21 protein-coding genes and 3 tRNA genes are annotated in these 26,946 nt (G+C 69.3%); 13 read left to right on the plus strand and 11 right to left on the minus strand.

Annotation, left to right across the window (positions count from 1 at the left end; all coding sequences use genetic code 11):
- Positions 1-37 precede the first annotated feature (37 nt).
- The 5 genes from HJ588_RS11555 to HJ588_RS11575 all read right to left on the minus strand — a co-directional run bounded on the left by HJ588_RS11555 (position 38) and on the right by HJ588_RS11575 (position 6,976).
- The gene (locus HJ588_RS11555; protein WP_171155094.1) at positions 38-1,567 is read right to left on the minus strand and encodes a helix-turn-helix domain-containing protein; all 1,530 of its coding nucleotides are present in this window, start codon (positions 1,565-1,567) and stop codon (positions 38-40) included.
- Between the two features lie 137 nt (positions 1,568-1,704).
- A complete protein-coding gene (locus tag HJ588_RS11560) occupies positions 1,705-3,822 on the minus strand; it encodes a 3-hydroxyacyl-CoA dehydrogenase NAD-binding domain-containing protein (RefSeq protein ID WP_171155096.1) in 2,118 nt (705 codons plus the stop codon).
- The gene (locus HJ588_RS11565) at positions 3,822-5,057 is read right to left on the minus strand and encodes an acetyl-CoA C-acyltransferase (protein WP_171155099.1); all 1,236 of its coding nucleotides are present in this window, start codon (positions 5,055-5,057) and stop codon (positions 3,822-3,824) included. The genes HJ588_RS11560 and HJ588_RS11565 overlap by 1 nt, the downstream gene beginning before the upstream one ends.
- A 51-nt stretch (positions 5,058-5,108) precedes the next feature.
- A complete protein-coding gene (locus tag HJ588_RS11570; RefSeq protein WP_171155101.1) occupies positions 5,109-6,392 on the minus strand; it encodes an HRDC domain-containing protein in 1,284 nt (427 codons plus the stop codon).
- Positions 6,389-6,976 carry a DUF3000 domain-containing protein gene (locus HJ588_RS11575; RefSeq protein WP_343036682.1) on the minus strand — a complete coding sequence of 196 codons (588 nt, stop codon included), beginning with the start codon at positions 6,974-6,976 and terminating at the stop codon, positions 6,389-6,391. Before HJ588_RS11575 ends, HJ588_RS11570 begins: the two co-directional genes overlap by 4 nt.
- Positions 6,977-7,077: 101 nt before the next feature.
- Between HJ588_RS11575 and HJ588_RS11580 the strand changes: the two genes are divergently transcribed.
- Together HJ588_RS11580 and hemE are read left to right on the plus strand one after the other, a co-directional pair.
- Complete coding sequence (locus HJ588_RS11580; RefSeq protein WP_171155106.1) at positions 7,078-7,917, plus strand: DMT family transporter; 840 nt, start codon at positions 7,078-7,080, stop codon at positions 7,915-7,917.
- Between the two features lie 26 nt (positions 7,918-7,943).
- Entirely contained in the window at positions 7,944-9,005 is a 1,062-nt protein-coding gene (gene hemE, locus HJ588_RS11585; RefSeq protein WP_343036683.1) for a uroporphyrinogen decarboxylase, read from the plus strand.
- Here the strand turns inward: hemE and yczE are convergent.
- Entirely contained in the window at positions 8,911-9,624 is a 714-nt protein-coding gene (gene yczE / locus HJ588_RS11590) for a membrane protein YczE (protein WP_246241809.1), read from the minus strand. The two genes, hemE and yczE, sit on opposite strands and share 95 nt — an antisense overlap.
- 61 nt (positions 9,625-9,685) lie before the next feature.
- Here yczE and HJ588_RS11595 point away from each other — a divergent pair, with 61 nt between their 5' ends.
- The 4 genes from HJ588_RS11595 to hemQ all read left to right on the plus strand — a co-directional run bounded on the left by HJ588_RS11595 (position 9,686) and on the right by hemQ (position 14,854).
- Positions 9,686-11,137 (plus strand): aminotransferase-like domain-containing protein, encoded by a 1,452-nt coding sequence (locus HJ588_RS11595; protein WP_171155108.1) that lies wholly within the window; start codon positions 9,686-9,688, stop codon positions 11,135-11,137.
- A gap of 62 nt (positions 11,138-11,199) precedes the next feature.
- Positions 11,200-12,648 (plus strand): glycoside hydrolase family 68 protein, encoded by a 1,449-nt coding sequence (locus HJ588_RS11600; protein WP_171155110.1) that lies wholly within the window; start codon positions 11,200-11,202, stop codon positions 12,646-12,648.
- A gap of 20 nt (positions 12,649-12,668) precedes the next feature.
- The gene (gene hemG, locus HJ588_RS11605) at positions 12,669-14,072 is read left to right on the plus strand and encodes a protoporphyrinogen oxidase (RefSeq protein WP_343036684.1); all 1,404 of its coding nucleotides are present in this window, start codon (positions 12,669-12,671) and stop codon (positions 14,070-14,072) included.
- A gap of 74 nt (positions 14,073-14,146) precedes the next feature.
- On the plus strand, positions 14,147-14,854 hold the full coding sequence (hemQ, locus tag HJ588_RS11610) for a hydrogen peroxide-dependent heme synthase (RefSeq protein ID WP_171155712.1): 708 nt from the start codon (positions 14,147-14,149) through the stop codon (positions 14,852-14,854).
- A gap of 18 nt (positions 14,855-14,872) precedes the next feature.
- Here the strand turns inward: hemQ and msrB are convergent, their stop codons facing one another.
- A complete protein-coding gene (gene msrB / locus HJ588_RS11615; RefSeq protein ID WP_171155113.1) occupies positions 14,873-15,289 on the minus strand; it encodes a peptide-methionine (R)-S-oxide reductase MsrB in 417 nt (138 codons plus the stop codon).
- Positions 15,290-15,431: 142 nt separating this feature from the next.
- Positions 15,432-17,813: a lamin tail domain-containing protein gene (locus HJ588_RS11620; RefSeq protein ID WP_171155116.1), complete on the minus strand. Its 2,382-nt coding sequence runs from the start codon at positions 17,811-17,813 to the stop codon at positions 15,432-15,434.
- Positions 17,814-17,971: 158 nt separating this feature from the next.
- On the opposite strand from HJ588_RS11620, the gene HJ588_RS11625 reads away from it, so the two are divergent.
- Entirely contained in the window at positions 17,972-19,054 is a 1,083-nt protein-coding gene (locus tag HJ588_RS11625; protein ID WP_171155117.1) for a DNA polymerase domain-containing protein, read from the plus strand.
- A gap of 3 nt (positions 19,055-19,057) precedes the next feature.
- Here HJ588_RS11625 and HJ588_RS11630 read toward each other — a convergent pair whose 3' ends face one another.
- Entirely contained in the window at positions 19,058-20,110 is a 1,053-nt protein-coding gene (locus HJ588_RS11630; RefSeq protein WP_171155119.1) for an ATP-dependent DNA ligase, read from the minus strand.
- A 37-nt stretch (positions 20,111-20,147) separates the two neighbouring features.
- Here HJ588_RS11630 and HJ588_RS11635 point away from each other — a divergent pair, with 37 nt between their 5' ends.
- Complete coding sequence (locus HJ588_RS11635; protein WP_343036685.1) at positions 20,148-21,278, plus strand: alpha/beta hydrolase family protein; 1,131 nt, start codon at positions 20,148-20,150, stop codon at positions 21,276-21,278.
- A 7-nt stretch (positions 21,279-21,285) separates the two neighbouring features.
- Here HJ588_RS11635 and HJ588_RS11640 read toward each other — a convergent pair whose 3' ends face one another.
- Positions 21,286-21,942: a dihydrofolate reductase family protein gene (locus tag HJ588_RS11640; RefSeq protein ID WP_171155121.1), complete on the minus strand. Its 657-nt coding sequence runs from the start codon at positions 21,940-21,942 to the stop codon at positions 21,286-21,288.
- Positions 21,943-21,975: 33 nt separating this feature from the next.
- Here HJ588_RS11640 and HJ588_RS11645 point away from each other — a divergent pair, with 33 nt between their 5' ends.
- Positions 21,976-22,866 carry a polyphosphate kinase 2 family protein gene (locus HJ588_RS11645; protein WP_171155123.1) on the plus strand — a complete coding sequence of 297 codons (891 nt, stop codon included), beginning with the start codon at positions 21,976-21,978 and terminating at the stop codon, positions 22,864-22,866.
- 52 nt (positions 22,867-22,918) lie between these two features.
- Here HJ588_RS11645 and glgX read toward each other — a convergent pair whose 3' ends face one another.
- Entirely contained in the window at positions 22,919-25,042 is a 2,124-nt protein-coding gene (gene glgX / locus HJ588_RS11650; protein ID WP_171155125.1) for a glycogen debranching protein GlgX, read from the minus strand.
- A 162-nt stretch (positions 25,043-25,204) separates the two neighbouring features.
- On the opposite strand from glgX, the gene HJ588_RS11655 reads away from it, so the two are divergent.
- The 4 genes from HJ588_RS11655 (at position 25,205) to HJ588_RS11670 (ending at position 26,946) form a co-directional block, all read left to right on the plus strand.
- Positions 25,205-26,317: a YihY/virulence factor BrkB family protein gene (locus HJ588_RS11655; RefSeq protein WP_171155128.1), complete on the plus strand. Its 1,113-nt coding sequence runs from the start codon at positions 25,205-25,207 to the stop codon at positions 26,315-26,317.
- A gap of 40 nt (positions 26,318-26,357) precedes the next feature.
- Positions 26,358-26,433: transfer RNA gene (locus tag HJ588_RS11660), tRNA-Gly, on the plus strand.
- A gap of 1 nt (position 26,434) precedes the next feature.
- Positions 26,435-26,508 (plus strand) — tRNA-Cys (locus HJ588_RS11665).
- A 365-nt stretch (positions 26,509-26,873) separates the two neighbouring features.
- Positions 26,874-26,946: transfer RNA gene (locus HJ588_RS11670), tRNA-Gly, on the plus strand.

Here is a 26,946-nt window from a genome sequence, read left to right on the forward strand (position 1 = left end):
CGAGCCTGGCCCGACGCGCGGAATCGAGCCATCAAGCTCAGATGTCGCGGAAGGTCTGGATGTTGGCACCCAGCTTGTTGAGGCGGGTGTCGAGCTGCTCGTAACCGCGGTCGATCACGTAGATGTTGCGCAGCACCGAGACCCCGGGGGCGGCGAGCATCGCAAGCAGGATGACCACGGCCGGCCGCAGCGCGGGCGGCGACATGACCTCCGCCGACCGCCAGCGGGTCGGGCCTTCGATCAGCACCCGGTGCGGGTCCATCAGCTGCACCCGCACGCCGAGCGCGGTGAGCTCGGTCAGGTAGATCGCGCGGTTCTCGTAGACCCAGTCGTGCAGGGTGGTCGCCCCGTTGGCGTAGGCCGCGATCACCGCGAAGAACGGCAGGTTGTCGATGTTGAGCCCCGGGAACGGCATCGGGTGGATCTTGTCCTTCGGCGCCTCGAGCGGACCGGGCTGCGTGGTCAGGTCGACCAGCCGGGTCTTGCCGTTGTCCGAGACGTACTCCTCGCCGAGGCTGTACTTCATCCCCATGCCCTCGAGCAGGGTGAGCTCGATCTCCATGAACTCTATCGGCACCCGGCGGATGGTGATCTCCGACTCGGTCACGACCGCGGCCGCGAGCAGCGTCATCGCCTCGATCGGGTCCTCCGACGGGTGGTATTCGACGTCGACGTCGATCTCCGGCACGCCGTGCACCCGCAGGGTGGTGGTGCCGATGCCCTCGATGCGCACGCCGAACTTCTCCAGCATGAAGCAGAGGTCCTGCACCATGTAGTTCGGGCTGGCATTGCGGATGACGGTCTCCCCGTCATAGAGAGCCGCCGCGAACAAAGCGTTCTCGGTCACGGTGTCGCCGCGCTCGGTGAGGATGATCGGCTTACGCGGCCGCACCGACGAGTCGACCTTGGCCTCGTAGTAGCCGTGCGAGGCCACCACGTCGAGACCGAACGCCTGCAGCGCGTGCAGGTGCGGCTCCACGGTGCGCGAGCCGAGGTCGCAGCCGCCGGCGTTGGGCAGCTTGAACCGGTCGAACTGGTGCAGCAACGGCCCGAGGAACATCAGGATCGTGCGGGTACGACGGGCCGCCGTCTCGTCCATCGCGTCCAGGTCGAACTGCGCCGGCGGCACGATCTCCAGGTCGCTGCTGTCCGGCAGCCAGCGGGTCTTGACCCCGATGGAGGTCAGCACCTCGGTGATGCGGTTGACCTCCTCGATGCGGGCGAGGTTGCGCAGGGTGGTCTTGCCCTTGTTGAGCAGTGCGGCGCACAGACACGCGACCGCGGCGTTCTTGGAGGTGCGCACGTCGATCTCGCCGGACAGCTTGCGGCCGCCCTCGATGCGCAGGTTGAGCGGCGTGGAGGAGGCGACTGCCACGACCTCGGTGTCGAGCGCTTCGCTGATGCGCGCGAGCGTCTCCAGACTGAGGTTCTGTTTGCCCTGCTCGATGCGGGCTACGGCGCTCTGCGAGGTCTGCAGGGCCTCGGCCAACTCGCTCTGGGTGAGCTTCTTGTGTCGTCGCGCATCGCGAATCAGCGTGCCGACGCGGACCAGGTAGTCATCGGTCATGTCGAGAAGTGTAAACCACATATGAGATGGAATGGCCCCGTGACACCAGGCGAGATGTCACGGGGCCGTCCTCACCCCTGGGGATTAGTCGCCCCGGGGTATTTTCCGCAGCTGTTTGGCGGAGTGTATGACGGGGGCTACGCCTCCGGCACGCTCGCCACGCCGATCGGCAGGAATCGTGATCCGGTCACCTTCTCGGCGATCCCGGTGCGGTCCAGCAGCGGGGTGACGCCGCCGTTCCAGAACGGGAAGCCGGCCCCGGTGATCATCGCCAGGTCGATGTCCTGCGGTGCCTGCACGACGCCCTCGTCGAGCATGCGGCGCACCTCGTCGGCCAGTGCCTCCAGCGCCCGCTCGCGCACCTGCTCTGCGGTGAGCACGACCGGCTCCGCCGGCGCCTCGAAGAGCTCGAGCACCTTCGGGTCGAGCGTGCCGTCGCTGCCGTAGAAGCTTGGCAGCTTGGCCTCGACCACCTTCGCCAGATTGGGCGACGCGGCGAACCGGTCGGGGAAGGCCGCGGCCAGTGTCTCGCTGTTGTGCAGCGCGATCGCCGGGCCGACCAGGCTGATGAGCATGAACGGCGGCATCGGCGTCAGGCCGGCGAACGCCTGCTCGACGACCTCGATCGGCGTGCCCTCGTCGACGATGCGGCCCGACTCGCCCATGAAGCGGCCGAGCAGCCGGTTGACCACGAAGGACGGGCTGTTCTTGACCAGGATGCTGGTCTTGCCGAGGCTGCGCGAAGTGGCGAATGCCGTTGCGAGAGTGGCGTCGTCGGTCGCGTCCCCGCGGATGATCTCCAGCAGCGGCATGACCGCGACCGGGTTGAAGAAGTGGAAACCGACGACCCGCTCGGGGTGCTTCAGGTCGGCCGCCATCTCGGTGATGTCGAGCGAGGACGTGTTGGTCGCGAGCACGCACTCGGCCGGCACTGCCGCCTCGACCTGCGCGAAGACCTGCTTCTTGACCGACATCTCCTCGAAGACCGCCTCGATCACGAAGTCGGCGTCCGAGAAGGCCGTGAAGCCGTCCGCCGAGACCGAGCCGGTGACGAGCGCCTTCAACCGGTTGCTCGCGTCGGGGCTGAGCCGGCCCTTGCCGGCGAGCTTGTCGATCTCGTCGTGCACGTAGGCGACGCCCTTGTCGACCCGCTCCTGGTCGAGGTCGGTGAGGACCACCGGCACCTTCAGCTTGCGGGCGAAGAGCAGCGCCATCTGGCTGGCCATCAGACCGGCACCGACGATGCCGACCTTGGTCACCTTGCGGGCCAGCGACTTGTCCGGCGCGCCGGCCGGTCGCTTGGCGCGCTTCTGCACCAGGTCGAACGCGTAGAGACCAGAACGCAGTTCGTCGCTCATGATCAGGTCGGCGAGTGCCTGGTTCTCGGCCTCGAAGGCCTCCTCGCGGCTCGCGGTGCGCGCCAGCCGCATGAGGTCGATCGCCTTGTATGCCGCGGGCGCCGCCTTGCCGGTGCGCCCGTCCGCGTCCGCGGACGCCTTGTCCAGCGGGCCCTCCCAGGCCGCCTCGGAGGTGTCCACGGTCGCGCGCTCGACCTGCTCGGTGCCGGCGATCACGCCGGCGGCGAAGGCGAGGGAGTCCTCGAGGAAGGTCACCGGCTCGATCAGCCGGTCGGCGAGCCCGAGCTCGAAGGCGTTCTTGCCCTTGATCATCCGGTTCTGCGACAGCGGGTTGGTGACGATCAGCTGCGCCGCCTTCTCGGTGCCGATCAGGTGCGGCACCAGGTAGGTGCCGCCCCACCCGGGCACCAGCCCGAGGAAGACCTCCGGCGTGGCGTATGCCGGCACGTCCGACGAGATGGTGCGGTAGTCGGCATACAACGCGATCTCGACGCCGCCGCCCATGGACGCACCGTTGATGAACGCGAAGGTCGGCACCGGCAGGGCGCTGATCTTGCTGAACGTCTCGTGGCCGAGTCGGGCGATCTCCAGCGCCTGGTCGCGCGAGGTGATCGCGGGCACCGCGGTCAGGTCGGCGCCGACGGCGAAGATGAACGGCTTGCCGGTGATGCCGACGCCGACGATCTCGCCCGCCTCGGCCCGCCGCGCGACGGTGTCCAGCGCCTCGCCGAGCTCGCGCAGGCCGGCGGCGCCGAACGAGTTGGGCTTGGTGTGGTCGAAGCCGTTGTCCAGGGTGATCAGCACGAAAGTGCCTGCGCCACCGGGCAATTGGACGTCCTGTGCCCGCGCGTGGGTGACGACCTCGTCGACCTCGGGCAGTGCGGTGGTCGTGGTCATCAGGCGGCCCCTTCCGTGTCGGCGCTGACGCTGCTGACGTAGTCCTTGTGGTGCGGGTTCTCCCAGATGACGGCGCCGCCCATGCCGATGCCGATGCACATCGCGGTGAGGCCGTAACGCACCTCCGGGTGCTCGGCGAACTCGCGGGACAGCTGCGTCATGAGACGGACGCCGGACGAGGCGAGCGGGTGGCCGGTGGCGATCGCACCGCCATACGGATTGACGCGCTCGTCGTCGTCGGCGATGCCGAAATGGTCGAGGAAGGCCAGCACCTGCACTGCGAAGGCCTCGTTGAGCTCGAAGAGGCCGATGTCGTCGATGGTCAGGCCGGCGTTCGCCAGGGCCTTCTCGGTGGCCGGCACCGGGCCGATGCCCATCACCTCCGGCTCGACGCCGACGAAGGCGTAGTTGACCAGGCGCATGCCGATCGGCAGCCCGTGCTCGGTGGCGGCCTGCTCGGAGGCGAGCAGGCAGGCGGTCGCGCCGTCGTTGAGGCCCGCCGCGTTGCCGGCGGTGACGTTGCCGTGCGGACGGAACGGGGTCTTGAGCGTGGCGAGGTCGTCGACGGTCGTGCCTGGCCGCGGCGGCTCGTCGGTCGTGGCCAGCCCCCAGCCCTTCTCGTCATGACGCGTCGCAACGGTGACCAGGTCGGGCTGGATCTTGCCGTCGTCATACGCCTTGGCCAGCTTGTCCTGGCTTGCGACCGCGAACGCGTCGCAGCGCTCCTTGGTGATCTCCGGGAAGCGGTCGTGCAGGTTTTCGGCGGTCTCGCCCATCACGAGCGCGGACGGGTCGACCAGCTTCTCGGCGATGATCCGCGGGTTGGGGTCGACGCCCTCGCCCATCGGGTGCCGGCCCATGTGCTCGACACCACCGGCGATGCCGATGTCGTAAGAACCGAAGGCGATGCTGGAGGCGGTGTTGGTCACCGCGGTCATCGCACCCGCGCACATGCGGTCGATGGAGTAGCCCGGGGTCGACTTCGGCAGGCCGGCGAGCAGGCCCGCCACCCGGCCGAGAGTCAGGCCCTGGTCGCCGATCTGCGTGGTGGCCGCGATCGCGACCTCTTCGACCTTCGCGGGGTCGAGGTCGGGCTGGCGGCGCAGGATTTCACGAATGCATTTGATGACGAGGTCGTCGGCGCGGGTCTGGGCGTAGATGCCCTTGTCACCGGCCTTGCCGAACGGCGTGCGGACGCCGTCGACGAAGACGACCTCGGAGAGCGTGCGGGGCACGATGCCTCCCGAAGGTGAGACGAGTTGACGGGCTCGACTCTAACCGCTTTGTTACTCGTCAGTAGCAGCGGGTTCGGTGGGCGCCTCGAGGAGCAGCGGAGTGACCAGGTCGACCTGCCACTGCCGCGCACCGAGCTCGGTCAGCCGATCGCGAATCACGTTGTCCACGAAGGGTTCCGGGGGAGTCCACAACACTCGCCGCAGCGTGTCGGGCGTGATGAGGTTTTCCAGCGGGACGTGCTGTTGCTCGGAGAAGTCGGTCAGCCGCTCGCGCACCCACGCCAGCCGCGCCGCGGCCTGCGGGTTGCGGTCCGCCCAGGCCCGCGGGGGCGGCGGCGCGTCATTGCGCACGGTGGCGGGTGGCAGCTTCTTGTCCGGCAGCGCGGCCACGGCGGCGATCGCGTCGAGCCACTCCCGCTGATATCGGGTGAGCCCGCGATGGGCGATGCGGCCACGGCTGCGGCTGCGCGAGGACGAACGGGCCGAGGCACCGACTTCCTGCAGCTCCTCCGGCGTGGCCGGAGCCCGGTTGGCGAGCTCGACGATGATCGCGTCGGGCAGCACCCGCCCGGGTGCGGTGTCGAGGTCACGGGCGATTCGGTCCCGGGTCAGCCACAACTCGCGGACCCGCGCGATGGCCCGTTTGTTCTTGATCTTGTGCATGCCGGAGGTGCGGCGCCACGGCTCGGCGCGCTGCGGCGGCCCGGTGAAGTGGGTGAGCGCCTCGAAGTCCTGCAGTGCCCACTCCAGCTTGCCCTGCTGCTCCAGATCGGCACGGAGGCGGTCGCGCACCTCGACCAGCACCTCGACGTCGAGTGCGGCATACGTCAGCCAGGGCTCGGGCAGCGGTCGCGTGGACCAGTCGACCGCGGAGTGCTCCTTGGCGAGCGTGATGCCGAGGTAGTGCTCGATCACCGCCGCGAGGCCGACCCGGGGAAGGCCGGCGAGGCGGGACCCCAGCTCGGTGTCGAACAACGCCTTCGGGTGCATGCCGACCTCGGCGAGGCACGGCAGGTCCTGGGTCGCTGCGTGCAGCACCCACTCGGCGTCGCCGATCGCATCCTGCATCGGCGAAAGATCAGGCAGCGCAATGGGATCGATCAGGAAGCTGCCGGCACCCTCGCGGCGCAACTGCACCAGGTAGGCGCGGTTGCCGTAGCGGTAGCCGGCGGCGCGCTCGGCGTCGACCGCCACCGGACCGGTGCCGCCCGCGACCGCGCCCGCGGCAGCCTGCAGGTCGCGCTCGTCGGTGAGGACGTCGGGAACGCCGTCGGCCGGCGCCGTGAGGACCGGGTATGCCGGAGCTTCGTCGCCTGTGTCGGGGCTCTCGCTCATCGCCGCTGGCCGGGCAGGGCGACCACGCCCTCCGGCAGCGGCGGCAGACCGGCGACGGTCGACAACAGCGAGGTCCAGGCGGCCAGGTGGGTGCCGAGGTCGGGGCCCACCGGGGTCCAGGACGCCCTGATCTCCAGCTCGACGGTGGTCGCGTTGTCCGCCAGTGAGCCGAAGCCCTCGGAGACCACGCGGGTCACGGTGCCGGCCTCGGCACGAAACTCCGCGCCGCCGTCGCGCAGACAGTCCATGAGCCAGCTCCAGCCGACCTCACCGAGCAGTGGGTCGGCCCCGGTCTCGGCCTCGAGTTCGGCGCGGGCGAAGGTGACCACCCGCCAGGCACCCTCCCAGGGGTCCGGCAGCGCCGGGTCGTGCAGGACGACGAAGCGGCCGGTCGCGAGTTCGTCGTCGTCCTCGGCCGGTCCGCCGAGCACGTCGGCGGTCATGGCGACGGAGTATGGCGCGATGCGACCAGGAGCCGGCGTCTCGGTCAGCCGCAACTCCGGGCGCAGGCGCACAGCCTGCAGCGCCTCGACGGCGCGAGAGAAGTCGAGCGCGGCGTCCCCACCCAGGTTTCGTGTGCCCACGACGGCAAGCGTAGGTCGTACAAGCCTTCGATGGACGGACCTTTCGGCGCCCGGCGGGTCGCGTGCGACCATGCGGTCATGCGAGCGAGGAACATCACCTGATGGGCGTGGTTTTCGCGCTCGCGTCCAGCCTGGTGTGGGGCACAGCGGACTTCTTTGGCGGCCTCTTCACCAAACGCATCGTGGCCCTGCGGGTCGTGGTCCTCTCCCAGTGCGGCGGCCTGATCGCGATGTCGCTGCTGATGATCGTCGAGGTCGCGCGCAACGGCTGGTCCGGCGGCCCGTGGTGGCTGTGGGGCGGGCTGTCCGGACTGGTCGGCGGCCTCGGGCTCTGCAGCTTCTATGCGGCGCTGTCCAGCGGGGTGATGGGCGTCGTCTCGCCGATCGCCGCCCTCGGCGCGGTCGTGCCGGTGGCGCTCGGCCTGCTCACCGGCGACCGTCTGGGCCTCGTCGTCGGGCTCGGCCTGGCGCTCGCGCTCGCCGGCGCCGCGCTGGCGTCCGGGCCCGAACTCTCCGGCGCGGCCAGTCGCCGGTCGGTGTTGCTTGCCGTCGCGGCCGCGATCGGGCTGGGCCTGTCGCTCTACTTCCTGCACCAGGCGTCGGGCCACGGGGTCGTGCCCTCGCTCTGGGCGATGCGGGTCGCCAGCGTCAGCGAGCTCGCGCTGGTGTGGTGGTGCTGGCCCGGGGGAGTGCCCGGCGGTCGCGCGCAGGCCCGCGTCATACCTCTGCTGATGCTGGTGGGCTGTGGTGACCTCGCCGCGAACGGCCTCTTCGCCCTCGCCTCGAGGCACGGGGCGGTCAGCGTGGTGAGTGTCCTCGGCTCGCTCTACCCGGTGGCCACCCTGGTGCTCGCCCGGGTCTTCCTGCACGAGCGGCTGCGGCCGGTACAGCTGGTCGGTGTCGCGCTGGCGCTCGTCGGAGTGATCCTCGCCGTCTCGTGATCGCGGCTCGTGCGAGGATCGGGGCCGTGACGCAGCCCCCCGGCGCCCCCGCCGACCCGAAAGACAGCAACCTGGTCCGCGCCGCGCGTGGACTGCCGACGACGCACACCCCGGTCTGGTTCATGCGCCAGGCGGGCCGGTCGCTCCCCGAATACCGGCAGGTGCGCGCCGACGTGCCGATGTTGCAGGCCTGCCGGACGCCGGAGCTCGTCTGCGAGATCACCCTGCAGCCGGTGCGCCGGCACAAGGTCGACGCGGCGATCTTCTTCAGCGACATCGTGGTGCCGCTCGCGGCCGCTGGCGTCGAGGTCGACATCAAGCCGGGTGTCGGACCGGTCGTCGCGTCGCCGGTGCGCACCAAGGCCGACGTCGACGCGCTGCCCGAGCTGGACGCCGACGACATCACCGACATCGCCGAGTCGGTGCGCCTGATCACGGCCGAGCTCGGCGGGACCCCGCTGATCGGTTTCGCCGGCGCGCCGTTCACCCTCGCCAGCTACCTCGTGGAGGGCGGGCCCTCGCGCAACCACGAGCACACCAAGGCATTGATGTATGGCGAGCCGGACGTCTGGAATGCGTTGTGCGCCAAGCTGGCCCGCATCTCCGGCACGTTCCTGCGCACCCAGGCCGAGGCCGGGGCGAGTGCCGTGCAGCTCTTCGACTCGTGGGTCGGTGCGTTGTCGCTGCGGGACTATCAGCGCTTCGTGCAACCGCACTCGGCCGCCGCGCTCGCGGCCGTCGACGGACTCGACGTGCCGCGCATCCACTTCGGGGTCGGCACCGGCGAGCTGCTCGTCGCGATGGGCGAGGCCGGCGCCGACGTCGTGGGCGTCGACTTCCGGGTGCCGCTGGACGAGGCGGCGCGTCGTGTCGGGGCGTCATTCAGCCTGCAGGGCAACCTCGACCCGGCGCTGCTCTTCGCGCCGTGGGAGCCGCTCGCGCAGCAGGTGGAGGAGATCCTCACCGCCGGTCGCGCTGCCCGCGGGCACATCTTCAATCTTGGCCACGGGGTGCTGCCGGACACGGATCCGGGTGTGCTGACCGCAGTCGTGGAGCTCGTGCACGAGAAGTCGAATCGTCAAGGCTGACAATCGAATACGGCAGGAAGAACTGCACGAGCGGACCGATCGCGACGGCGTAGAGCACGGTCCCGACGCCGACCACACCACCGAGCAGCCAACCGACCGCGAGCACGGTGAGCTCGAGGCAGGTGCGGACCAGTCGCAGGCTGAGCCCCGTCCGCCGGTGCAGGCCGGTCATCAGCCCGTCGCGCGGGCCCGGGCCGAGCTGGCTGCCGATGTAGAGCGCGCCACCGAGCGCGTTGATCACGAGCGCGGCCACCAGGAAGACGACCTGGGCCGGCAGCCCGTGCGCGGTCGGCACCACGGCGAGGGCGAGGTTGGTCGCGACCCCGATCCAGATGGCGTTGGCGATCGTGCCGAGCCCCGGCCACTGCCGCAACGGGATCCAGAGCAGCAGCACCGGGAAGCTCACCAGGATGACCGCCGTGCCGAGGTCGAGGCCCAGGTGCTTGGCGACGCCGTAGTGGAAGACGTCCCAGGGGTCCAGCCCGAGCCCGGCCCGCACGAAGATCGCCATCGCGGCGCCGTAGAGGCTGAGGCCGACGAACAGCTGCACGAGGCGGCGTGGCAGCCGGCCCGCGGTGAGTTGCTGGCGCGGGGTGAGCGTGGCGAGCGTCGGCGTCATACCGACATCGTCCCGCTCAAGTGGCCTTGCAGAAAATAGCCACTTCGCCGAGAGTGGCCTCATGGCACCGACCCTGAGCGCGCACCGGCTGGCCAGCATGGTCGGCTCCCCGGCCGACGACGGCCCCGCCTACCGTTGGCTCGCCGACACGATCCGGGTGCTGGTCAGCGACGGACGGCTGGTGCACGACACCCGGCTGCCGAGCGAGCGTGACCTCGTGAGCGCCCTCGGCCTCAGTCGCACGACGGTCACTCGCGCCTACGGACTGCTGCGCGACCAGGGCTACGCGCAGGCGCGACACGGCTCCGGCACCCGTGTGGTGGTGCCCGGTGGTCCGGTCGCCGGCGGCGGCGAGCCGATGCCCTCGGCGCTGGGAGCGCTCTCGGCGCCACCGGCCGGCGCGATCGATCTCACCTGTGCGGCACCTCCTGCCGCACCCGGATTGACTACGGCGTATGCCGATTCGGCGCCTCGGCTGGCCGGCTACACGAGTGGGGCCGGTTACTTCCCGCTCGGCGTGCCCGAACTACGGGAAGCCGTCGCGGAGCGCTTCACCGCACGCGGCGTGCCGACCGCGGCCGACCAGATCATCGTGACGACCGGCGCGCTCGCCGCACTGGCCACGGTGTTCCGCGCGCTCGTCGGTCGTGGCGACCGCGTCGTGATCGAGAACCCCACCTACCCGAATTCGCTTGCCACACTGCGGCATTCGGGTGGTCGCCCGGTTGCGGTGCCGGTGCTGGGCGACGTCGACGGCATGAGCGGGCTGCGGTCGACGCTGGCCTCGGCGAAGGCGATGCTGGTCGTGCCGGACTTCCACAACCCGACCGGGCGGCTGTTGGACGATGCGGCGCGCGCCCGGCTGGCGGGGGAGTGGCGACGGGCCGGTGTGGTCGGCGTAGTCGACGAGACGATCGCCGAGCTCTGGCTCGACGGCACCCCCGACGTGCTGCCGATGGCGGCGCACAGCCCCGATTGCGTCACCGTCGGCACCGCCTCCAAGACACTGTGGGGTGGTCTGCGCGTCGGCTGGATTCGCGCGCCCCACAAGCTGATCGGGGCGATCGCGACCGCGCGACTCACCCTCGATCTCGGCGGTCCCGTGCAGGAGCAACTCGTGACCGCGTCGATGATCCGCGAGCACGGCGGACTCCCCGAGGACGCCGCGCGGTCGATCCGGGAGGCGCGCGATGCCGTGCTGGGGCTTCGCGACCTCCTGCCCGAGTGGTCGGTGACCGTGCCGCGCGGCGGACTGCTGCTGTGTGGCGACTGCCCGTCGCCCGCTCGTCGGCGCTGGCGAGAGCGGCGGCGGCCCGGGGAGTGCGCATGGTGCCGGGCTCGGCCTTCGCGGTCGACGGCCACGGCCTCGAGACGTTCATCCGCACGCCCTACGCCTTGCGTGCCGACCAGTTGCGCGACGCCGTGCCGCGGATCGCTGCCGCCTGGCACGACCTGCGTGGTTAACGGATTTAACCAAGCCGGAACGACATTCGGCGCTCTGACGAACGTCTAGCGTGAAGCGTGCGAGCCGGGCCTTCCCCGGGGCTCGGCCGCTTCACTCATCTGGAGGAAGCCATGTTCACGAGGCGATCAATGCTGCTCGCCGCCGCCGTCACCAGTTGCGGCGCAGCGTTTGCGGCCGTCCCCGGAGTGCCCGCCGCGCATGCGGCCGGCGACGTGCACACCGGTCAGGCATATGACCCGGCATCGAGTTACACGATGAAGTGGACCCGCGCCGACGCGATGAAAATCATGCAAACACAGAACAATCCGAATGTGCCGCCCGGCGCGAACTCTCTGCTGCCGTCGCTCACGATGCCGGCGATCCCGCGGAACTTCCCGGTCATGACCGACCCCAACGGCAAACAGGTCTGGGTCTGGGACACCTGGCCGCTCACCGACCTGCAGGGCAACAACGTCAGCTACAACGGCTACAACATCATCTTCTCCCTGGTCGCCGACCCGTATGCCGGATACACCTTCGACGACCGGCACGTGCATGCCCGGATCGGCTACTGGTATCAACCCTCGGACAAGCCGACCAGTGGCTGGACGTATGGCGGTCAGGTATTCGCCGGCCGCACCCCCGCGACGCAGGCCGAGTGGTCCGGCTCGGCGAAGATCGGCAAGAACGGTCAGTTCCAGCTCTTCTACACGCACATGAACTTCGCCGACCGCAGCAAGCCGAAGGCCGTGATCACGTTGTCGAACGGGCGGATTCGCACCGACCATCCGGCCGACGGCCCCGCGCTCAGCATCACGATGGGCAAGGACCAGCCACTGCTGGAGCCGGATGGCAAGTGGTACCAGAACGTCGCCCAGAATCCCTACTACTCGTTCCGGGATCCGGCAGTCTTCACCGACCCGGCCAACCCGGGTAAGACCTACATGGTCTTCGAGGGCAACACGGCGGGGCAGCGCGGCGCCTACCAGTGCCAGCAGTCCGACCTCGGAGCGAGCGGCGAGAACCCGGCGCAGGTCACCGCGAGCGGCGCCAACTTCCAGATGGCCAACATCGGCCTGGCCGTCGCCACCGACAGGAAGCTCACCTCCTGGAAGTTCCTGCCGCCGATCCTCTCCGGCAACTGCGTCAACGACCAGACCGAGCGGCCGCAGTTCGTGATCAAGAACGGCAAGTACTACCTCTTCACGATCAGCCACGCCTTCACGTATGCCGCGGGTCTGCGCGGCCCGGACGGCCTCTACGGGTTCGTCGGCGACGGCATACGGTCCGACTTCAAGCCGCTCAACACCTCGGGTCTGGCGATGGGCAACCCGACCGACCTCAACCTGAGCCCGACCGATCCGCGGCAGAACGGCCGCCAGTATCAGTCGTATTCGCACTACGTGATGCCCGGTGACCTGGTCGAGTCGTTCATCGACGACGTGGACGGTCGGCGGGGCGGGACGCTCGCGCCGACGGTCAAGCTCAACATCTCGGGCGCGACGACGAGCGTCAACCAGCAGTTGCTGCCCTACGGCTACATCCCGTCGAACGTCGCGGTCGGACATCCCGGAAAGTAGTTTGGTGAGACGCTGGTGTCGTGGCACGCATCGCGATCATCGGTGGAGGCATTTCCGGTCTGAGCGCCGCGCTGGAGAGCGCGGCCTCCGGGCACGAGGTCGTCGTGCTGGAGGGATCCGCGCAGGTCGGCGGGAAGCTCCGGACGGCGCAGGTGGCCGGGCACCGGGTGGACGTCGGCGCCGAGTCGATGCTCGCCCGGCGCCCGGAGGCGCTGGAACTGCTCGCCGACCTCGACCTGGCGCCGGTCCACCCGGCGGCGGTGGGCGCGTCGGTCTGGAGTCATGGGGCGCTCGACCCGATGCCGCCCGGCACCCTGCTCGGGGTGCCGTCCGACCCGGCCCGTCTGCGTCCGTTGCTCTCGGAGGCGGAGGTCGCGCGGGCGGCGCTCGAGGAGCCGGTGGCGGTCGAACACGACCTGACCGTCGGCGACCTGGTGGAGCGGGCGCTCGGTGCCGCCGTGGTCGACCGTCTCGTCGAGCCCCTGCTCGGTGGCGTGTATGCCGGGCACGCCCGCAGGTTGTCCGCGCAGGCGTGTGCGCCCGCGCTCTTCGCGGTTGCGCAGCGCGGAGAGTCGCTCACCGAGGCCGCGCGGGCGGCGGCCCGCCGTGCGCGCGCCGGAGGCGCGGGTCCGGTCTTCGCCGGCCTTCGCGGTGGTGTCGGGTCGCTGCCCGACCGGATCGTCGATGCGCTGGCGCAGCGGCACGTGCAGGTGCGCACCGATGCCGTCGTCCGGGAGCTGTCGCGCCGGCCGGAGGGCTGGCAGGTGGTCGTGGGCGAGACCCGCACGCCGGAGGCGCTCGACGTCGACGCCGTGGTGCTGGCCACTCCGGCTCGGCCGACCGCCCGACTGCTGCAGCAGGTCGCGCCGGAAGCGAGCACGTTGCTCGGCGACATCGACTACGCCTCGATGGCGATTGTCACGTTCGCCTTCGCCGCTGCCGAATCCGCAGCGTTTGCAGGAAGTTCCGGCTTCCTGGTGCCACCGGTGGAGGGGCGGGCGATCAAGGCATCGACGTTCAGTTCGACCAAGTGGCCGTGGCTGGCCGACGCCGCCCCGGGCGTGGTCTTCGCGCGGGTGTCGCTCGGTCGGCAGGGTGAGGAGGCCGAGCTCCAGCGGTCGGACGAGGAGCTCGCGGCGGCCGGACTGGCCGACCTTCGGGCGGCGCTCGGTGCGGCGCCCGACCCGATCGACGTGCACGTGCAACGGTGGGGCGGCGCGCTGCCGCAATATGCCGTGGGCCACCTCGACCGGGTCGCGCGGGTGCGGACCGCGGTTGCCGAGCACGCCGGCCTGGCGGTCGCCGGCGCGGCATACGACGGGGTCGGCATCCCGGCGTGCATCGGCTCCGGACGGCGCGCGGCGGCGGAGGTGCTCGACCACCTCGCAGGCGCGTCGGCGGCGCGCGGGAGAATGGGGGCATGAGCGACGACCGAGTCGAGGACACGAGCGAGGCACGAGCGAGGCCCGCAGACGAGGAAAGAGGCGCGACCAACAGCATGAGCGAGCGACTGCGACCCGGTGCCAAGGCGATCAACGAGATCAACGACACGGTGCGCTACACCATGTATTCGGTGTTCCGCGCGGCGCGGGAGTTGCCGGCCGATCGTGGCGAACTGAGCGCCGGTGCCGAGCGGTTCTTCAAGGAGCTGTCGGCCGACGACGTCGTGGTCCGGGGCACGTATGACGTGGGCGGCCTGCGCGCCGACGCGGATCTGCTGATCTGGTGGCACGCGCCGAGCATCGAGCCGCTGCAGGCGGCATACCACGGGTTCCTCGCCACGGAGCTGGGCCGCCACTTCGAGCCGGTGTGGTCCAACGCGGCGGTGCACCGTCCGGCGGAGTTCAACAAGTCGCACGTGCCGGATTTCCTGGTCGATCCCGACCCGAAGAAGTACCTCTGCCTCTACCCGTTCGTGCGTTCCTACGAGTGGTATCTCCTCCCGGACGCCGAGCGCCGCACGATGCTCAAGGACCACGGGCTGGCCGCCCGCGACTATCCCGACGTGCGCGCCAACACGGTGCCCGCGTTCGCGCTCGGCGACTACGAGTGGCTGCTGGCCTTCGAGGCCGACGAGCTGCACCGCATCGTCGACCTCATGCGCGACCTGCGCGCGACCGAGGCCCGGCGGCACGTGCGCGAGGAGACGCCGTTCTTCACCGGACCGCTGACGCCGATCGGCGACCTGGTGCAGCGGCTGCGCTGAGCAGCCGCCGCACGCCCGTCACTCCTTCGGGTCCAGCTTCAGCGACACCGAGTTGATGCAGTAGCGCTGGTCGGTCGGGGTGTCGTAACCCTCACCCTCGAAGACGTGGCCGAGGTGGGATCCGCAGTTGGCGCACCGCACCTCGGTGCGCACCATGCCCATCGAGCGGTCCGTGATGAGCTCCACGTTGTCGTCCTCGGTCGGTGCGTAGAAGGACGGCCAGCCGCAGTGGCTGTGAAACTTGGTGGTGCTGCGGAACAGCTCGGCACCGCAGGCCCGGCAGCTGTAGACGCCCTCGGTCTCGGTGTCGGTGTATTCGCCGGTGAACGGGCGCTCGGTGCCGGCCTGGCGCAGCACGGCGTACTCCGCCGGGGACAACTGCTCGCGCCACTCGTCGTCGGTCTTGGTGACGTTGTATGCCGTCTGGTCGGTCATCGCACTCTCCTTGAGGCCGCCGGTGAAGTCTTTCCATGTGTATCAACAAGGAGCCGCCCCGGTACGTTCCCGGGGCGGCTCCCTGTCGACTGCGCGTCGATTGCGCGTCGATGGCAATCCGATGGCAATCCGACGGCAGGGGCTACTGCACGCGCACCACCTGCGGGTCGTGGTCGGAGTCCTGGTCGTAGAACTCGGAGTTGGTGTGCACGATGTCGTACGACCACTTCTTGCCGAAGCCCTGGCTGATCAGGATCTGGTCGAGCACCTGGCTGTTGCCCTGGTAGTCGTAGGTGTAGCGCTCACCGACCGGCAGCGTGCGCGGCAGGTCGGTCAGCGCGGTCTTGCCGGACCCGACCAGGATGTCCGCGGTCTGGCTGAAGTCGAAGTCGTTGAGGTCGCCGAGCACGACGACCTGAGCGTTCTTGTCGGCGGCCAGCAGGTCGTCGACGAAGCCGCGCACGACGGTCGCCTGGGCATGCCGCTGCGTCTCGCTGCCGCGCACCGGCGGCTGGAAGCGGCCCATGATCGAGTCGTCGCCGCCCTTGGAGTTGAAGTGGTTGGCGATCACGAACAGCGGCTTGCCCTGCCACTCGAACTGGCCGACGAGCGGCTTGCGCGAGTTGTCCCATGCGGCGTTGGTCGGGTCGATCCGGCCGGGGGAGAAGGTGATCGACGTCTTCGGCCCCTTGCCAACGACCTGCGTGGAGGTGGTGGCGGTGCCGCCGTCCTTCTGCACGAAGCTCATCCCGCGGTCCGTGCGGTAGAGGAACACCTGGCGGATGTTGCCGCCCGGCTGCCCGCCGTCGGTGTCGTTCTCCGGGTTCACCCACGTCGCCTGGTATGCCGGGCCGCCCGCGGCGGCGATGGCCGCGATGAGCTTGTCGCTGGTCGCGGTCGAGTCGACGGTGCCGTCGTCGGCGGCGCCGCTGTTGTCCTGGATCTCCTCGAGCGCCACGATGTCCGGCGCCTGCAGGTTGCGCACGATCTGCCCCGCCAGCCGGTCGTACTTGGTTTGCGGGTCGGACGGGGCGAGGTTCTCGACGTTGAAGGTCGCGATCGCGGCCTCCTTGCCCGACTGCGCGGTCGTCGTCTCGCGCTGCAGGCCACCCGACTTCAGCGCCGGCACCTCGGTGCCCATCAGCACGAAGTTGCCGAAGTTGTAGTCCAGCACGCCGACCGTGGCTCCGGGGAGGCTGTCGCCGACGTTGGCCGGCGCGACCGAACCCGTGGGCAGCAGCGCGTCGCTGAGGATCAGCCGCATCGCGTTGGGGGTCTCGTAGCTCTTGTAGAGGATCCCGCCGCGCGGCGTGTTCGTGACGTCGGTGGTGTTGCCGGGGATGATCGGGGTCTCGCCATAGTTGGTCGCGGTCGGGCCGACGACACGGGCGTCGTCCTCCTGGATCCGCATGCCTTCCAACGACTCCCAGAAGTCGAGCGCGTTCTTGGCCGGGTCGAGGGTGAGACCGGCCGTCTCGACGTTGCCCGGGGCGCCGGACTCGACGACCTGGGCCGGCGGAACGTGACCCGGCGAGCCGACGACGACCGGTGCGGGCAGCTGGTTGCCGGAGCTGTTGACGATGACCGTCGGGGCGGTGAGCTCGGTGGTGGTCAGGTTGCCGGTGCCGCTGCGGCCGCCGGGGCGATATTCGGTCACCTTGGCGGCGACCGTCACGTCGTCACCGACCTTGGCGGTGCTGCCGCCATACACGTAGATGCCCTCGCTGGTGCGCGGGTCGTCGTCCGGGGTCGCCGCCTGCATCCAGAAGCCGGAGGTGCCGTTGACGGCGGTCACGATGCCGCGCACGTCCCGGACGTTCTTGCCGGCGAGCGGCGACTGGAAGCCGGTGCCCTGCACCTGCTCGATGGTCGCTGGCTCGCCAGTGGGCGGCGGGGGAGTCGTGCTGCCGGAGCCGCAAACTCCTTGCGGCGCAGACGAATTCAGCGGGGATGGTGCACCCGAGACGAAGTCGCTCGCGTTGTTGTCGGTGTCGGTGCAGCCCTTGGTGCGGATGTCCGAGAGGGTGTTGGACATGGCGGGCGCGGGGGAGCTCTCGACATACGTCGAAGTCACGTTGCCGTAGCCGACGGTGTCGACGGTGGTGCCACCCTGGGCAAGGACCACGCTACCGGCGGTGGCCGACATGTTGAGCGTCCCGGTCGCGTCGGGCGCCGGCAGCGCCGCCGCGGAGCCGCTGCCGGCGCCTTCCTGCACCAGGAAGTGGCCGCCCGGCGCGATGCTGCCGGTGAGCGCGGTGCTGCCGCCGCTGCCACCACTCGCGGAGCGATAGGTGAGCGACCAGCCGGACAGGTCGATCGCGGACGAGCCGGTGTTGTAGAGCTCGATGTAGTCGTTCTTGTAGGGCGCGCCGCTGTTGCCGCCCCCGCCATACACCGCGGAGATGACGACGTTGGGCGACGCGGCGTGCGCGGCCGGGGTGGCGAGGGTGACGGCGCCGGCGCCGCCGAGGGCAGTGGCGGCAAGCAGCGTGACGAGGCGCACGCGGGCAGACCGGTGGGACATGGAGGACCTCTCGGGGGATGCGTTCGTTGCGGGTGACGGAGCGGTACAACCATCGGACTTTACGGACTGCGGTGGCCCGATGGGGCCGTGTCGTGTGACGTGTCCTTGAACGTCCGGCGAAAAGCGCGAACGCCGCCGGTGCCACTAGCGTGGGCCGTATGGCGAAAACCCCTGCAGCCGAGGTGGCGGCCGGCGACCGCGACGTGCGCGTGACCAGCCCCGACCGCGTCATCTACGAGGCGACCGATCGCACGCCGGAGATCACCAAACTCCAGGTCTGCCAATACTTTGCGACCGTGGGCGACGCGATGATGCTGAGCATCGGGGAGCGACCGACCGCGATGGAGCGTTGGCCGGACGGCTGGCGCGAGGGGATGCGGCTCGCGGTGGGACCCAAGGACCGCGACGCCGACGGCTTCTATCAGAAGCGGTTGCCGAGGGGCGCGCCCGACTATGTCGAGACGGTGCCGATCACCTTCCCGAGCGGGCGCACCGCCGACGAGCTGTGCCCGACCGAGCCGGCGTCGCTGGTCTGGGCGGCCCAGATGGGCACGCTCGTCTTCCACCCGTGGCCGGTCCGCCGGCCCGACGTGGATCACCCCGACGAGTTGCGCATCGACCTCGACCCGCAGCCGGGCACCGACTTCGCCGACGCGCAGCGCGTCGCCGGCGTCGCCAAGGAACTGCTCGAGGAGCTCGGCCTGCGCGGTTACCCGAAGACCAGCGGTAACAGGGGGATTCACATCTACGTGCGGATCCGCCCGGAGTGGACCTTCGACGACGTGCGGCACGCGGCGATCGGCTTCGGCCGCGAGCTCGAGCGGCGCGACGACGGTGTCACGACCGCCTGGTGGAAGGAGGAACGCGGGGCCCGCATCTTCGTCGACTTCAACCAGAACAACCGTGACCGCACCATCGCCGGTGCGTGGAGCCTGCGGGCGCGCCCCGGTGCGCCGGTCAGCACGCCGATGACCTGGGCCGCCATCGCCGACGTCAAGGACCCGGCCGACTTCAACCTCACGACGGTGCCGGACTACCTGTCCGACGGCAACCCGTGGGCCGACATGGACGACGAATCCTATTCACTGGCACCGCTGCTCGACCTCTGGGAGACGCTGCCCGGTGGCGAGCTCAACTGGCCGCCGGACTACCCGAAGCAGCCCGGCGAGCCGCCGCGCGTGCAGCCCAGCAAAAAGGTCGCCGAGCACTGGGACGCCGACGGCAACCGGATCGAGCAGTAGCGCTCAGCGCAGGACTTCCCCCAGGTCGTATGCCGGGGCCCGCTCGACCTGCGAGAGCTTGCACGACTCCGGGTCACGATCGGGGCGCCAGCGCAGGAAGCCGACACCGTGCCGGAAGCGGGCGCCCTCCAACTGGTCGAACTTGACCTCGACCACCTTCTCGGGCCACAGCCGCACGAAGGACACGTCCTTGTTGCTGCTGAAGCGCGACCGGTCGGTCTCACCCTTCAGCGCGTCCCCGGCGTCGTCGGTCTCGACGAGGGGAGCGAGCTCGTCGATCAGCTCCAGCCGGCGTTTCGCGGTGAACGACACGATGCCGCCGACATTGCGCAGGTGGCCGTTGTCGTCATACATGCCGAGCAGGAGTGAGCCGACACCGTTGCCGCTCTTGTGGATTCGATAACCGATCAGCACCGCCTCGGCGGTGCGCGAATGCTTGATCTTGAGCATCGTTCGCTTACCCGGCTGGTATGACGACAGCTTTGGTTTGGCGACGACACCGTCGAGGCCGGCGCCCTCGAAGCGCGAGAACCAGTCCTCCGCCACCGCGGCGTCGTCGGTCACCCGCGTCACGTGGAACGGCGCGCCGACGCCCTGCATCGTCGCGACCAGCGCCTCTCGCCGGTCCGCGAACGGCGCGTCGAGCAACGACTTCCCGTCGACCACCAGGGCGTCGAAGAGGATGATTTCCGCGGGCGTCTCCTGCGACAGCTTGGTGATCCGCGACTCCGCCGGGTGGATGCGCTGCCCGAGCGCCTCGAAGTCCAGGCGGGCCGCACCGTCGGCGCCGGAGCGCACGACGACCTCACCGTCGAGCGCGCACCGGTCGGGCAGTTGCTCGCGGGCTGCCGCGACCAGCTCCGGGAAGTAGCGGGTCAACGGCTTGGATCCCCGTGACGCCAGCTCGATCTCGTCGCCGTCCCGTAGCAGGATGCAGCGGAATCCGTCCCACTTCGGCTCGTAGAGCATCCCGCCGTCGACGCTGTCCGCGGCGGGCACCTTCGCAGTCGCCTTCGCGAGCATCGGGGTGATCGGCAACTCCAGTGGCAGGTCCATGGCGCCATTCTGCCCATGTCCCTGAGACGATGGCGGGGTGCCGAGCCGAATGCCACTCGCCGTGCCGCCCACCGTCGCCGCTGCGGCCGGAGGCGCGGCAGTCGGCGCCGCCGGTTACTTCGTCCGGCAGATCCTGACGCCCGAGCCACCCGTCGACGACCTGCCGGTGCTGGCGATCGACGGCGACCGCATCGTGCTGGCCCGCACCGAGGAATCCGTGGCGCCCGGTCGATATGGCTTGTGGCAGAACGGTTTCCAGACCCACGCGCGCCTCGGTGAGGTGCTCGAGGTCGGCGATCGGGAGGTCGTGCGCGAGCTCGACGGGGTCGACTTCGGCACACTCGACGCGGCACCGGCCCGGATGAACGGCTACTACTTCTGCGGGCCGCCCTCGACCCCGCTGGGGGTGGAGCTCCGGGATGCCGTGCTCGACCCGCCGCTGGGTCCGATGCCGGCGTGGCTCGCCGAGGCTCCGGGGAGCAACCGCTGGGCGGTGCTGGTGCACGGTCGGGGCGCGCAACGCGGCGAGTGCCTGCGCGCCATGCGCACCCTGCACGCGCTCGGCATCAACTGCCTGATCCCCAGCTACCGCAACGACATCGGCGCGCCCGCCTCCCGCGACGGTCGCTATCACCTGGGTCTGTCGGAGTGGGAGGACGTCGAGGCCGCGCTGCTGTATGCCGTGGAGCGCGGCGCGCGCGAGGTGCAACTGTTCGGCTGGTCGATGGGCGGCGCCGTCGTGCTGCAACTGCTCGACCGATCCTGGCTCGCCGACGTGGTGACCCGGGTGGTGCTCGACGCACCCGTCGTCAGCTGGCCGGCGGTCTTCGACTTCCACGCCGGTCTCAACAACCTGCCGCGGCCGATCGACCGGCTCGGACAGCTGCTGATGCGCAGCCCGCTGCACCGGGTGGTCGCCGGTCTGGGGGAGCGCCTCGACCTGCGTCGCACCGACTGGGTCGCCCGATCCGGGGAGCTCCGGGTGCCGATCCTGCTGATCCACTCCGCGGTCGACGAGTTCGTGCCGTTCGCGCCGTCCGCCGCCCTCGCGGCCGCGCGCCCCGATCTGGTCCGGCTCGAGCGCTGGAACGTGGCGCGACACTGCCGCGAATGGAATGTCGACCCGGCGCGTTGGGAGCGACTGGTCGCTGAGTTCTGCTCCGGCTGAACGGGATTCAGCCGACCTGCCACCGACCGATGAGCGTGCCGTCTTCCTCGAGCATCGACAGCAGAGTCAGCGGGCGGTCCATCTGCGGGCCGCGGGTGATGCGCGGCCCGTCGCCTCCGACGACCATCGGGGTCCAGGTCAGGCACAGTTCATCGATCACGCCCTGTGCGAGTGCTTCGCCGGCGATTGTCGGTCCGCCCTCGAAAAGGATGCGTCGATAACCCTTTTCGTGCAGTTGGTCGATCACCTCGGAGAACGGGCGGGCGGCGGACGACCGCACTCCCAGGACCTCGCCTCCGGTGCTGGTGTCGACCTCGGACGGCACCGTGCCGGACGAGGTCAGCACGGCCAGTGCCGGATCCGCCGGTCTGCCCTCGCGCAGTTTCGTCCATCGCGGGTCGGTCACGGCCGCGTCGTAGTGCTCGGCCAGCACGGTGCCCGACCCGGCGACGATCACGTCGGCCCATGCGCGCAGCAGTTGGAACACCCGGTTGTCCGGCGGCGTGTTGATCGATCCCGCACGGTTGTCGTCGCCGGTCGCCGAACCATCAACGGTGGCAGCCATGTTCAGCCGCACGAGCGATGGGTCGGTGGCGGTCCCGGCATACAACTCGATCAGGTCGTCATCGCTGAGTTCGGCACCCGTCGGCAGCAGTCGTCGCATGCATCCATGGAACACCATGTGCGACGATGTGGCATGGCCAAGAAGGATGCGAAGAAGTCCAAGAAGAAGGCGAAGAAGAACGGCAAGCCGAAGCCGACGATCGCGGAGTTGCTCCGTGTCACACCCGGTTTCCAGCTCGCCGACGTCGATCCTGCTGCCACGCCTGGGTTTTCGGGTGACAAGAAGGACGCCGAGAAGGCGATGGCGGCCGTGCGTGACGAGATCGACGACCTCCAGGAGCGGTTGTATGCCGGGGGTCGCGACGGCGACGGTCCCGCGATCCTGCTGGTGGTGCAGGGCATGGACACCGCCGGCAAGGGCGGCATCATGCGCCACGTGGTCGGCACGGTCGACCCGCAGGGGGTGAAGCTGCACGCGTTCAAGGCGCCGACCGCCGCGGAGCGTCGGCACCCGTTCCTGTGGCGCATCCGGCGGGAGCTGCCCGAGCCGGGTTACATCGGTGTCTTCGACCGTTCGCACTACGAGGACGTCCTGGTCGTGCGGGTGCACGATCTCGTGCCGCCGGCGACGTGGAGCCGCCGCTACGGGCAGATCAACACCTTCGAGCGCAGCGCGAACGCCAAGGGCATCCACATCATCAAGGTGATGCTGGACATCTCCCCGGACGAGCAGAAGAAGCGGCTCACCGAGCGGCTCGACCGCCCGGATAAGTATTGGAAGTTCAACCCGGGCGACATCGACGAGCGCGAATACTGGGACCACTACATGGAGGCCTACCAGGCGATGCTCGAGAAGACCTCCACCGACGAAAACCCTTGGTATGTCGTGCCCGCCGACCACAAGTGGTATGCGCGCCTCGCGGTGCAGCAACTGCTGCTGGACGAGTTGCGGTCGCTCGACCTGCAGTGGCCGAAGGCCGACTTCGACGTCAAGGCCCAGCAGAAGCGGCTCGCGGCCACCTGATCGGGCCGGGCTCGGGCTACCCGGGCTACTCCGTCCGCTGCGGGCGGTCGCGTCACTCGTCGGTCGCGACCGCCTGCAGCACGACCACCGACCGGCTCTCGACCGAGATGCCGTCGCCGGAGGCGTAACTGCGCTCGGCGTCGACCTGTTCGGGGTCGGAGGTGTGCAGCGCGATGGCCCACTGGCCGTCGTGCAGGTCTTTCGGCACGGTGAAGTCGACGCTCTCGTGGTGGCCGTTGAAGAGCAGCAGGAAGTGGTCGTCGACGACCTCGCGGCCCTTCTCGTCGGGGGTGTGGATCGCCTGCCCGTTGAGGAAGACCATGAGGGCCCGCGCATAGCCGTTGCGCCAGTCGAGTTCGTTCATCTCGGTGCCGGTGGGGGAGTACCACTCGATGTCGCCGACGTCACTGGCCCCGCCGTGGTGGGCGTCGCCCTCGAAGAACCGCCGGCGGCGGAACGTCGGGTGGTCCCGGCGCAGCGCGATCACGTCCCGGGTGAAGTCGAGCAGCGAGTGCTCCTGGTCGTCGAGCGCCCAGTCGACCCAGGAGATCTCGTTGTCCTGGCAGTAGACGTTGTTGTTGCCCTGTTGGCTTCGCCCGAGCTCGTCGCCGTGGGCGAGCATCGGCACGCCCTGGCTGAGTAGAAGAGTGGCGATGAAGTTGCGCTGCTGGCGGGCCCGGAGTGCGTTGATCTGCGCGTCGTCGGTCGGTCCCTCGACGCCGCAGTTCCAGGACCGGTTGTGGCTCTCGCCGTCGCGGTTGTCCTCGCCGTTGGTCTCGTTGTGCTTCTCGTTGTAGGACACCAGGTCACGCAACGTGAAGCCGTCGTGCGCGACGACGAAGTTGATCGAGGCGATCGGCCGACGGCCCGAGTGGGCGTAGAGATCGCTGGAACCGGTGAGGCGAGAGGCGAATTCGCCGAGCGTTGAGGGTTCGCCGCGCCAGAAGTCGCGGACGGTGTCGCGGTATTTGCCGTTCCACTCCGTCCACAGCGGCGGGAAGTTGCCGACCTGGTAGCCGCCGTCGCCGAGGTCCCAGGGCTCGGCGATCAGCTTGACCTGGGAGATGACCGGGTCCTGCTGGATGATGTCGAAGAACGCCGACAGCTTGTCGACCTCGTGGAACTGCCGGGCGAGGGTCGCGGCCAGGTCGAAGCGGAAGCCGTCGACGTGCATCTCCTGCACCCAGTAGCGCAGTGAGTCCATGATCAGCTGCAGCACGTGCGGGCTGCGCATCAGCAGGCTGTTGCCGGTGCCGGTGGTGTCGTAGTAGTGCGACTTGTCGTCGTCGACGAGCCGGTAGTAGGCGGCGTTGTCGATGCCGCGGAAGGCGAGCGTCGGGCCGAGATCGTTGCCCTCGGCGGTGTGGTTGTAGACGACGTCGAGGATGACCTCGATGTTCGCCTCGTGCAGCGCCTTGACCATCGCCTTGAACTCGGTCACCTGCTGGCCGTCGGTGCCGGAGCTGGCGTATTCGTTGTGCGGGGCGAGGAAGCCGATGGTGTTGTAACCCCAGTAGTTGCGCAGGCCCTTCTCCTGCAGGGTCGCGTCCTGCACGAACTGGTGCACCGGCAGCAGCTCGACCGCCGTGACGCCGAGCTCGGTGAGGTGGTCGATGATCGCCGGGTGTGCCATCGCGGCATACGTGCCCCGGATCTCGTCGGGTACGTCGGGGTGGGTCATCGTGAGGCCCTTGACGTGGGTCTCGTAGATCACGCTGTCGTGGTATTCGTGCTGCGGCGGCCGGTCGTGGCCCCAGTCGAAGAACGGGTTGACGACCACGGACAGCATCGTGTGGCCGAGTGAGTCGTCGTCGTTGAACTCGTCGGAGTCGTCGAAGCGGTAGCTGAAGAGCGCCTCGTCCCCGTCGACCTGACCGTCGAACGCCTTGGCGTAGGGGTCGAGCAGCAGCTTCGCGGGGTTGCACCGGTGACCGTTGGCCGGGTCGTGCGGGCCGTAGACCCGGTAGCCGTAACGCTGACCGGGCTGTATGCCGGGCAGGTACGCGTGCCAGACGTGGCCGTCCACCTCGGACAGCGGAACGCGTGTCTCGGTGCCGGATTCGTCGACCAGACAGAGTTCGACGCCGTCGGCGATCTCGGAGAACAGCGCGAAGTTGACGCCGGTGCCGTCATACGTCGCGCCGAGCGGGTAGGGCTTACCGGGCCAAATGTCCATGAGGGGATGAAGTCTATGCGCGCTCGGCCGGCGCTCCGAACCGCGTGACTGATGTGACACACGGGACAGGCGAACACCAGTGAGGTCCACCGGATTCGGCCGTTCCGCCGATACCGTGACTTGAGTGACTGACGAGGCCGGGCGATCGAACGAGGCGCGTTCATGGGAGTGAAGGCCGTCGCGCGACGCGAATTGTCGCGGGTGCCAGGCGCTTTGGCCCTCGCGCGATTGACGATGGGGACCATCCGGGTCTGCATGCGCTACCGGGTCACGGGTCTCGCCGCGGAGTCCGGTTTTTTCGCGCTGCTTTCGTTGCCGCCGCTGATTTTCGGGTTGCTCGGCGCGGTCGGTTATCTCGGAAAGTGGTTGGGCCCCAATGCGGTTGGCCAGGTCACCACCAACATCGAGACCTACGCCTCGCAGTTCCTCACCGAGCAGAGTCTGCGCGACGTGCTGATGCCGACGATCAACTCGGCGCTCGGCGCGGGCCGGCCCGATGTGATCTCGGTCGGCTTCCTGTTGTCGCTGTGGTCGGGGTCGCGGGCGCTCAACGTGACGATCGACACGGTGTCGATCATGTACGGCCGGGGCGGGCACCGGGGGATCATCGGCACCCGGTTGCTCAGCCTGTCGCTCTATCTCGCGGGTCTGGTCTTCGGGGCCATCGTCATACCGCTGATCGTGATCGGGCCGGATCTGCTGACCAGCTGGTTGCCGCCGGGTCTGCGCTTCCTGATGACGTTCTACTGGCCGCTGGTCGGCGGGCTCACGATCCTCAGCCTCGCGACGCTGTTCTACATCGCGACACCGTCGAAAACGCCCTGGGTGCGCGACATTCCGGGCGCGACGCTTACGCTCGCGATCTGGGTGATCGCGTCGATGGCGCTGCGGTGGTTCCTCGGCCGGTCGATGGGTGACGCGAGCACCAGCATCTACGGGCCGCTGGCGGCGACGATCGTGGTGCTGACCTGGCTCTACTTCCTCGGCATCGCCGTGCTCATCGGAGCCGCGATGAACGCCGCGTCGGTGCGCCTGTGGCCGCCGCCGGAGAAGGTCACCGTGCGGGACCGGGCGGCCCAGTGGATCGGCGACGGTGTCAACAAGGGCGTGAACCGGTTGAAGGACGCCAACGTCACCGACCTCGCGCCGTTGCCGCGGCTCACCGCCATACGTGGGGGAGCGGCGGATGCCCGTCGCGACGCCACGGAGTCGGCGACGCTGGCCGACACGACCGCCGACGAGGCGGGTTTGGATTCGCGCCGGGCTATCGGATAATGTTTCGCAGCACGCACCGCAGTTCGTCTGCGAGCTGCAGGCGGACATAGCTCAGTTGGTAGAGCGCAACCTTGCCAAGGTTGAGGTCGCCGGTTCGAGCCCGGTTGTCCGCTCCACGGTGGAGTGGCCGAGAGGCGAGGCAACGGCCTGCAAAGCCGTCTACACGGGTTCAAATCCCGTCTCCACCTCCAGCATTTTTCGGCGCGTATGGCGGTCTTTGATGCGCCGGGTCGGCTAGGAAAATCCGCGCAGTCGCATCCGCAGACCTGTCGAGTCCGGTCAGCCCCAGGTCGCGTGACGCCCTGTCCGCACCTCCGAAGCGCCACGTCGCGCGTCACGGCGTGCCGGCCACGAAACGCTGCCGATCCGTCGTCCTGAGGTGCCCAGCTCATCCTGGTCGGTCAGCCTGTCGCCGGCCACCATCTGTTGCCGTCTCGATGATCGCGCCAGCGATGTTGCTCGCGAAAGCGACACAGGGCCGCCCGTTTTGGATGTTGGGTGGGGAGTGGGATAAAGTTCATCTCCGTTGCCCCGGTCGACACGGCCAGGGTTACAGGCGGACATAGCTCAGTTGGTAGAGCGCAACCTTGCCAAGGTTGAGGTCGCCGGTTCGAGCCCGGTTGTCCGCT

It is taken from the genome of Flexivirga aerilata, from assembly GCF_013002715.1.
GTDB classification, from domain to species: Bacteria; Actinomycetota; Actinomycetes; order Actinomycetales; family Dermatophilaceae; genus Flexivirga; species Flexivirga aerilata.

Excerpts from the sequence above, each read along its gene's own strand:
- HJ588_RS11645 (WP_171155123.1), top strand. The coding sequence starts at position 21,976 with ATGGCCAAGAAGGATGCGAAGAAGTCCAAGAAGAAGGCGAAGAAGAAC.
- HJ588_RS11570 (WP_171155101.1), bottom strand. The coding sequence starts at position 6,392 with ATGAGCGAGAGCCCCGACACAGGCGACGAAGCTCCGGCATACCCGGTC.
- HJ588_RS11625 (WP_171155117.1), top strand. The coding sequence starts at position 17,972 with ATGGCGAAAACCCCTGCAGCCGAGGTGGCGGCCGGCGACCGCGACGTG.
- HJ588_RS11580 (WP_171155106.1), top strand. The coding sequence starts at position 7,078 with ATGGGCGTGGTTTTCGCGCTCGCGTCCAGCCTGGTGTGGGGCACAGCG.
- HJ588_RS11595 (WP_171155108.1), top strand. The coding sequence starts at position 9,686 with ATGGCACCGACCCTGAGCGCGCACCGGCTGGCCAGCATGGTCGGCTCC.
- yczE (WP_246241809.1), bottom strand. The coding sequence starts at position 9,624 with ATGACGCCGACGCTCGCCACGCTCACCCCGCGCCAGCAACTCACCGCG.
- HJ588_RS11600 (WP_171155110.1), top strand. The coding sequence starts at position 11,200 with ATGTTCACGAGGCGATCAATGCTGCTCGCCGCCGCCGTCACCAGTTGC.
- glgX (WP_171155125.1), bottom strand. The coding sequence starts at position 25,042 with ATGGACATTTGGCCCGGTAAGCCCTACCCGCTCGGCGCGACGTATGAC.
- HJ588_RS11555 (WP_171155094.1), bottom strand. The coding sequence starts at position 1,567 with ATGACCGATGACTACCTGGTCCGCGTCGGCACGCTGATTCGCGATGCG.
- HJ588_RS11620 (WP_171155116.1), bottom strand. The coding sequence starts at position 17,813 with ATGTCCCACCGGTCTGCCCGCGTGCGCCTCGTCACGCTGCTTGCCGCC.
- HJ588_RS11640 (WP_171155121.1), bottom strand. The coding sequence starts at position 21,942 with ATGCGACGACTGCTGCCGACGGGTGCCGAACTCAGCGATGACGACCTG.
- HJ588_RS11560 (WP_171155096.1), bottom strand. The coding sequence starts at position 3,822 with ATGACCACGACCACCGCACTGCCCGAGGTCGACGAGGTCGTCACCCAC.
- hemQ (WP_171155712.1), top strand. The coding sequence starts at position 14,147 with ATGAGCGAGCGACTGCGACCCGGTGCCAAGGCGATCAACGAGATCAAC.
- HJ588_RS11655 (WP_171155128.1), top strand. The coding sequence starts at position 25,205 with ATGGGAGTGAAGGCCGTCGCGCGACGCGAATTGTCGCGGGTGCCAGGC.
- msrB (WP_171155113.1), bottom strand. The coding sequence starts at position 15,289 with ATGACCGACCAGACGGCATACAACGTCACCAAGACCGACGACGAGTGG.
- HJ588_RS11630 (WP_171155119.1), bottom strand. The coding sequence starts at position 20,110 with ATGGACCTGCCACTGGAGTTGCCGATCACCCCGATGCTCGCGAAGGCG.